Consider the following 6,132-nt stretch of genomic DNA (forward strand, 5'->3'; position numbering starts at 1 on the left):
GAAGTAGTGCTTTTCCAAAGTCATGCTTGCTAGCCTATTGATCAGTGCTCAGTCCATAACCTCTTAGCATACCGCTATACATGATGTTACAGTGCTGACAGTACGAGCTTAGGTGCAGGGTCTGTCAGTGATGCAACGTGCCAGTGATAAATCGCCTTAGATGAGTTACTCGCATGAAACTGATGTGCATTGTGCTGGACAGCGGGCAAGTCACTGATAATATGAAGATCACCTTCGATCGTCATGCCCAGTATATTCAACTTATGGCGTCTAGATTTTGAAACCGCTAACCCTTTAATTTCAATTGTATTATTTTTATGTGGAACTATTGATATTAATTTGATGTCTTTAGTTACGAACGCAAATGATTTATCAAGCTGACCATGTTTTTCATAAAATACCTTAAATTGGCCATGACCAATGTAGTTAACCTGTTTAAAACCAGGATCACGTTTAAGCTCATCAGCCCATCGCTTCATTTCGTGTTCTCGTTCACTACTAATATGTCCCTGCTCAGTTTCATCTGCACGCGCCATAATCGCAGTGAGAATTCCTTCATACTTAAAATCAAATGACAGGTCTTTATGAATAGCAATTTCGGCTGAAAAGTGCTCAGGGAATAGACAGCCAGAAACCCAGAAGCAAATGAACAACAGTAGGTAGCGTAACCGTTTCAAAAGCAACCTCTTCACTTATGTTAGTGTTTTATTTCTCATTTGTGGTGCAAATTATCATCATTAACACACCAAAAACCACTAACGTTATCACATTAACCGCATGGGCCAAGTTTAATTTTTTAAAGAATGCTTTTTCCTACTTATGTATGATGCTGATTACTCAAGAAGAGACACGCTTTATTAACAGCATGTATTAATGAAAGAGCTTTATTCTGATTACTGACATTTAACCTTTTTAAAGTTTTCCTTTATTTCCTTATCCCCAGCTTCTCTATCAAAAATCAATTTTCCAGAACTATTTCTCGCATTTTTTGTGATTCAAAACCATAAGCATGGCACTGTGAATTTAAACACACACAGTGCCGTGTGATATTAAGCAATATTCAAACGTGCTTGCCGTTGTGAGAAGCGTAATCGTTGATAATTCTGCTCATTCCGTCGCTGACGATAGATTCGTAATGCAATATCAGATCTATGAGCAGGAATCACTGTAATCAACTCAAATCCTTTTTTAGCCAACTGCTTGTACATCAACTTGTTACCTAGCAAACCACAAAAAACACTTTGTATGAGGTAACTCACAATTAAGGCAATGAGTATAAGTGGCATACCATAGTGAAATAGATAAAGTAAACAGCATACGTAAACTGCTACTATGACACTAATACCAAATAAAGCCAGTAATGGTAGTCCTTTAAAAAGTGCCCATAACAAACCAAAATGAAAACCAGGCCATGACCAGCCACGTTTTACAACTTGGATATTGTGAGCACTATTTTCAAAAATCATGTATTTATTCATAGCCAATCCTTTGTTTACTCCCTTCACTTCACCTAAGGGATAATTAGAGCTAAAACATGAAATGCTTTAGTGCTTAACTCCTTATAATGTCGTACGGCTTACTTTTTAGTTATAAATCCTCAAAAATGAGAAGATTTGCAGAACAACACAATTACTTATCTCTGCGAACTATTAGGGCATCAATCATGCTATGACGCACAACCGCATCATAAAATTCCCTACCTTTTAAGGCCTTAATCACAACCAGTGAATCATTGATACTCTCCACAGTGCCAGATAGCTCCTGACCAGAAGAAAGCACAACGGTAACAGGCTTGTTCTTAAATTGAATTAAAATCTGAGACAATGTCTCACCATAAGAAAGATATGATTCTTTTTTTACTTTATCCGATTTCACACTTTCAGCTTTAGGCGTGGCATCTGTCTGCGTTTCACCATAGCTTAATATAGGTGTCAAACAAAGAGATAGAATAATACAGAGAGGCTTTACAGCATTCCTTAACATAGGCAGTTTCCCTTAATGTTCATACGTTTATACCCATCAATTTGAGTATAAATATTCATGATTAACCAAGATCTTACGATCCAGCTTTACACTTAAATCAAACTACTCTTTGCAACACTCATACTGAAATGAGTGCTGGCGATACCTCCCCCAACAAGCCAACTCGCAAGAATAATACCCTTCACCATTGACTTTGAGACTTACCGACCGTGCTATGTCACCCGGGACTTAAAGTTAAGTGTATCTCACCTTAGTTATTGGCAAATATACACTCAAGGTAAGTTTTAAGTTTCATTACACCTTAATGCCTGTCGCCCAAAAACGTCCATGTTACAGGTATACTGTAGTGGAGATTCGGTAACTACAGTAATTTAGCTTGCTACTACGAAGTTGGTATAGCCAGCGTTACCTTTTTGATAGACCCCAGCTTTTAGCGTTTTGGTCACCTTGAGATGTTTTCTTCAAACTCTTCATATTCATCAATGAATCTCCTTTAATACCTTTTAAGAATGCTTGCTATCCGCTTTAGAATCGCTACCTGTTTTAGAATAAGAGCAGCAAGCACTTTGGATTGACTATAGTGTACTCAAACTTGGAATAGCAAGACAGGTATGATTTTTAAATCTTAGAACGCCCACATAGTCATGCTTTGAATCACTTCACTTACCGGAGTATACCGTAACGTAAGCACTATTCGTATTGACGAAATTTTACTAAAAAATACGTTATTAACATTTTTTAACCATCCACTTTAAAATAATTAAAAAACACCAAGCTTGACACCTAAAATATCAACTAAATCAAATATTATCAGCCACATACCAAGACTTACAACACCGCCATAACAACAACCAAAGCACAACAAATTATCAAACAAACTCACAAAAACATCAAAAAAAGCAATGGTTAAACACTCACCAACCAGAAAACAAAAAAAAACTCAATGCGTTTTTCTACCATCTATTATTTATTTGCCAGCCATACAACAAACATAAAATATTTTTCTTACAACAATTGTTTTATATACATAAAATAAATTCTGACATAGTTTATACACCTTATATTATGATTGTAATCTACGACATCAAGCGATAATTCCTTCTATTAACGCCTCATCAAAACAACCAATTTTACGTATCACATCTTTTTTTATTCTTAATTTCTCATAAAACAAGAGAGGTTTTTATGAAAAAACAAATTCTTGTACTTTGTATCACTACACTCATGAGTGGTGTTAGCCTTGCTCAAGGTAATGGCTTTTATCTTGGTGGCAATGTTGGTCAAACTGACTTTGATGAATGTGCAGACGGTTTTAGCTGCGACGAAAAAGATACTGGTTGGAAGCTTTATGGGGGTTACCAATTAAACCAAAATATTGGTATTGAAGCGGGTTATTACAACTTTGGAGAAACAACTGGTAAAAACCGCTTTGGTAAATATTCAGTTGAAGCAGAAGGCCTAGGTGTTGCGCTTACTGGTACATTACCACTCAATAACCAGTTTAGCCTAACCAGTAAAATAGGTGCTATGCGCTGGGAAGCTGATGGTCACTATCGGGGTCGTTTTACCTATGCTAATGATGATGAAACAGGCACCGATCTGTTTTATGGTGTTGGTGCTAAGTTTGCCCTTGCACCTAATTTGGACATTGTCGCCGAGTGGGAACGTATTGACGATGTAAGTGACGTTGATCATGTTGACTTTGTTTCTGCGGGTGTCCAGTTAAAATTCTAAGTTCTGAGGGGCTGCTATGAGTCTTATTGACTCATAGCTTTATTCCAATCATTAGGTAAGTCCAACCTCTCAATAGACTACAAGACTCGTAATATAGACCCTTCGCAGCGTATGTTTAGAATTGATGTTGATTTGAAGTGAAGCAAGTATACAAATCAGCTGTCTAACATCTACATATGGGCACCTTTAAAAATAGTAATTTTTTTGTTAGAGCAAGGAAGCACTGCACGGAGGACCGCAGTGTATAAGGAATACATGAGGATCCGAGTACAGCGCTGACACAGCTTCCACTAAAAAAGTGCATTTTTAGAGGTGTCCATACTTAATTCTCGGCTATTTTGCTATTACCAGTTACTAAGGATTACTTTATGAAGTTAAAGCAACTGTCCATTGTTTTCTTTTGTTGTTTAACTACTTTTGGTTGCTCTCAACAAGAAGACAGCAACAAGCAGCCTGATAAACAAGTCGATAAGCAAATTGAAAGCACCGCGCAAACAGAACAAACAGAACAAACAGAACAAACAGAACAAACAGAACAAACAGAACAAACAGAACAAACAGAACAAACAGAACAAACAGAACAAACAGAACAAACAGAACAATCGGGGCATACAATTGAAGAAGCATCAAAATTTAGTATTGCTGGCAATTGGGCATATTCAAATGAAGACTGCCAGTCTGTAAAGTCTGATCCTGCAACTTACCATTTTCCTCTTCAAATTACTGCAGAGTCAATTTCAGGTTATGAGTGGTCGTGTAATATACATAGTACCGATAAGAACGAAGATGGTTACTGGCACATCCAAACTAACTGTTCTGGCGAAGGAGAGTCATATAAAGAAGAATTTTATTTAAAGCCTAAAGATGCGGATACTTTACTAAAAAAGGTCAAAGACAAAAATCTTATTGAAACCCTTGTACGCTGTTCCTAGAGGCTTACCGTATTATAATTTCTTTAAAAGCCCATAAGTGTGGGCTTTATAAACTTACCAATCACTAAAATTAAATATTTAATAAAACAAGTAGGACTCAAACACCATACGATGCATATAAAAATATTCTTATCTTATTTTTTTCTTAATTTTTCAAAAGCTAACTCGCTTACATCATCACAAGATGATTGAGTTAATCTAACCAAGTACTCCTTTGCAAGTGGATGTCGATATTCTGACAAAAGCTCAATCAAGTCACACAAAAGAAACTCATCAGTAAAATTTAAGAGTCGCTCAAGAAACTGAGGAGAATCTTTTTTCCATTTACCCTGTAACCGACAAACAGCTTCCCATAACGCATCTTCATCACTACTTGTAGCAATAATTTCTATTGCCTCCGCCTTAGTGATTGATTCACTTTCGATTTCTTTCAAACTTCTTGTTTTATAGCCTCCTGCTTGCATGCACATAGGACAAGGACAAGGTTTTTTACCATGCGCATGGGGTTGATACCTCCAACCCATCGGTTTTGGTATTTTTCTGAATTTTAAGATTTCATTTGGCTCAATTTTTCTATCAATAAAAAATTCATATCCAAGTTTATCTTCAGCATACATAAACAATGAAATTGCCCTATTTAATTTCATTTTTTCGTGTTGCAAATGGTACTTACCAAACCATATTTCTTCGTCATTAGGTATTTTGAAGTCAACGGCCGCAAAATTCTTAATCCCTTGCCGCTTAAGTTCTCGCGCCCATTGATGCGATATAAGAAAATCTTTCATATGCGGCATAAAGAATACAACATTTCTATAGTCTGGCTTTATACCAGTTCTTTTAATACTTGCCTCATTCTCTATACTTGTAATGTGTACAAGTACCGCCATTATTTACCTTTAAATACACTTCTTTAGGGTTTATTGTTAAAGGGTACAGGTTCAATCCTTTCAATTACATAATCTGTAAGATTCATCTCGGTATCAAGATTAATAACTATACCCTCTCCGCCTTTATCAGGTTCAGCAGGCCCAATATAAATAATATAACCTTCCACTACTTTTTTTAGCTCTACCCGTTGATATTGCAAGTTAATACGCTCACTCACCATTCCAGTAGGAAGCTCAGAAATCCACTCAACAGAATCCATATTTTCTGAAAAGTCATACCACATATCAGCCATAATAAGCTCATTTAACTAATTGATCTTTTCTACCAATAAAAAAGTAAAGGCTAACTGTTTGCAAATAGCAAGGTTATAAGCATCACTTGGGGTAACCTCTAACAAAGACAAATAACGTTCACTACCTTCCACAGTTTCGGATAATAAGTGCAAGTTCCATTAAGTTACTTATTAAATACTACCTAGTCACTAGCAAAGGATACCGTTGTTTCTCTAAAAAATGATTTTATTAATGCTTTATTTTGTGCAATCAATTCTAAATCGATAAATGTTCTTTCTAGCAGTGATTCCCCCTTTTTAAGT

The 6,132-nt window shown here is 36.2% G+C and carries 7 protein-coding genes; 2 read left to right on the plus strand and 5 right to left on the minus strand.

Features of this window, described 5'->3' with window-relative positions; translation table 11 throughout:
* Positions 1-86: 86 nt before the first annotated feature.
* From ACQ96U_RS21620 to ACQ96U_RS21630, 3 genes are all read right to left on the minus strand, one after another.
* The gene (locus ACQ96U_RS21620) at positions 87-677 is read right to left on the minus strand and encodes a hypothetical protein (protein WP_431723350.1); all 591 of its coding nucleotides are present in this window, start codon (positions 675-677) and stop codon (positions 87-89) included.
* Positions 678-1,049: 372 nt separating this feature from the next.
* On the minus strand, positions 1,050-1,478 hold the full coding sequence (locus ACQ96U_RS21625; protein ID WP_431723351.1) for a DUF2628 domain-containing protein: 429 nt from the start codon (positions 1,476-1,478) through the stop codon (positions 1,050-1,052).
* Positions 1,479-1,629: 151 nt separating this feature from the next.
* Entirely contained in the window at positions 1,630-1,983 is a 354-nt protein-coding gene (locus tag ACQ96U_RS21630) for a hypothetical protein (RefSeq protein WP_431723352.1), read from the minus strand.
* Between the two features lie 1,185 nt (positions 1,984-3,168).
* On the opposite strand from ACQ96U_RS21630, the gene ACQ96U_RS21635 reads away from it, so the two are divergent.
* The gene (locus ACQ96U_RS21635) at positions 3,169-3,717 is read left to right on the plus strand and encodes an outer membrane beta-barrel protein (RefSeq protein WP_431723353.1); all 549 of its coding nucleotides are present in this window, start codon (positions 3,169-3,171) and stop codon (positions 3,715-3,717) included.
* A 368-nt stretch (positions 3,718-4,085) separates the two neighbouring features.
* The gene (locus tag ACQ96U_RS21640) at positions 4,086-4,649 is read left to right on the plus strand and encodes a hypothetical protein (protein ID WP_431723354.1); all 564 of its coding nucleotides are present in this window, start codon (positions 4,086-4,088) and stop codon (positions 4,647-4,649) included.
* A gap of 134 nt (positions 4,650-4,783) precedes the next feature.
* Here ACQ96U_RS21640 and ACQ96U_RS21645 read toward each other — a convergent pair whose 3' ends face one another.
* Both ACQ96U_RS21645 and ACQ96U_RS21650 read right to left on the minus strand, forming a co-directional pair.
* Positions 4,784-5,536, minus strand: coding sequence for a hypothetical protein (locus tag ACQ96U_RS21645; protein ID WP_431723355.1), 753 nt, complete (start codon positions 5,534-5,536; stop codon positions 4,784-4,786).
* 23 nt (positions 5,537-5,559) lie between these two features.
* Positions 5,560-5,829, minus strand: a complete 270-nt coding sequence (locus ACQ96U_RS21650) for a hypothetical protein (protein WP_431723356.1) — start codon at positions 5,827-5,829, stop codon at positions 5,560-5,562.
* Positions 5,830-6,132: the final 303 nt, after the last annotated feature.

Source organism: Zooshikella sp. RANM57 (assembly GCF_050749885.1).
Lineage (GTDB): Bacteria > Pseudomonadota > Gammaproteobacteria > Pseudomonadales > Zooshikellaceae > Zooshikella.

What these genes read in the sequence shown, in the direction of transcription:
- ACQ96U_RS21625 (WP_431723351.1), bottom strand. Translation starts at nt 1,478, where the DNA reads ATGAATAAATACATGATTTTTGAAAATAGTGCTCACAATATCCAAGTT.
- ACQ96U_RS21630 (WP_431723352.1), bottom strand. Translation starts at nt 1,983, where the DNA reads ATGTTAAGGAATGCTGTAAAGCCTCTCTGTATTATTCTATCTCTTTGT.
- ACQ96U_RS21635 (WP_431723353.1), top strand. Translation starts at nt 3,169, where the DNA reads ATGAAAAAACAAATTCTTGTACTTTGTATCACTACACTCATGAGTGGT.
- ACQ96U_RS21640 (WP_431723354.1), top strand. Translation starts at nt 4,086, where the DNA reads ATGAAGTTAAAGCAACTGTCCATTGTTTTCTTTTGTTGTTTAACTACT.
- ACQ96U_RS21645 (WP_431723355.1), bottom strand. Translation starts at nt 5,536, where the DNA reads ATGGCGGTACTTGTACACATTACAAGTATAGAGAATGAGGCAAGTATT.
- ACQ96U_RS21650 (WP_431723356.1), bottom strand. Translation starts at nt 5,829, where the DNA reads ATGGCTGATATGTGGTATGACTTTTCAGAAAATATGGATTCTGTTGAG.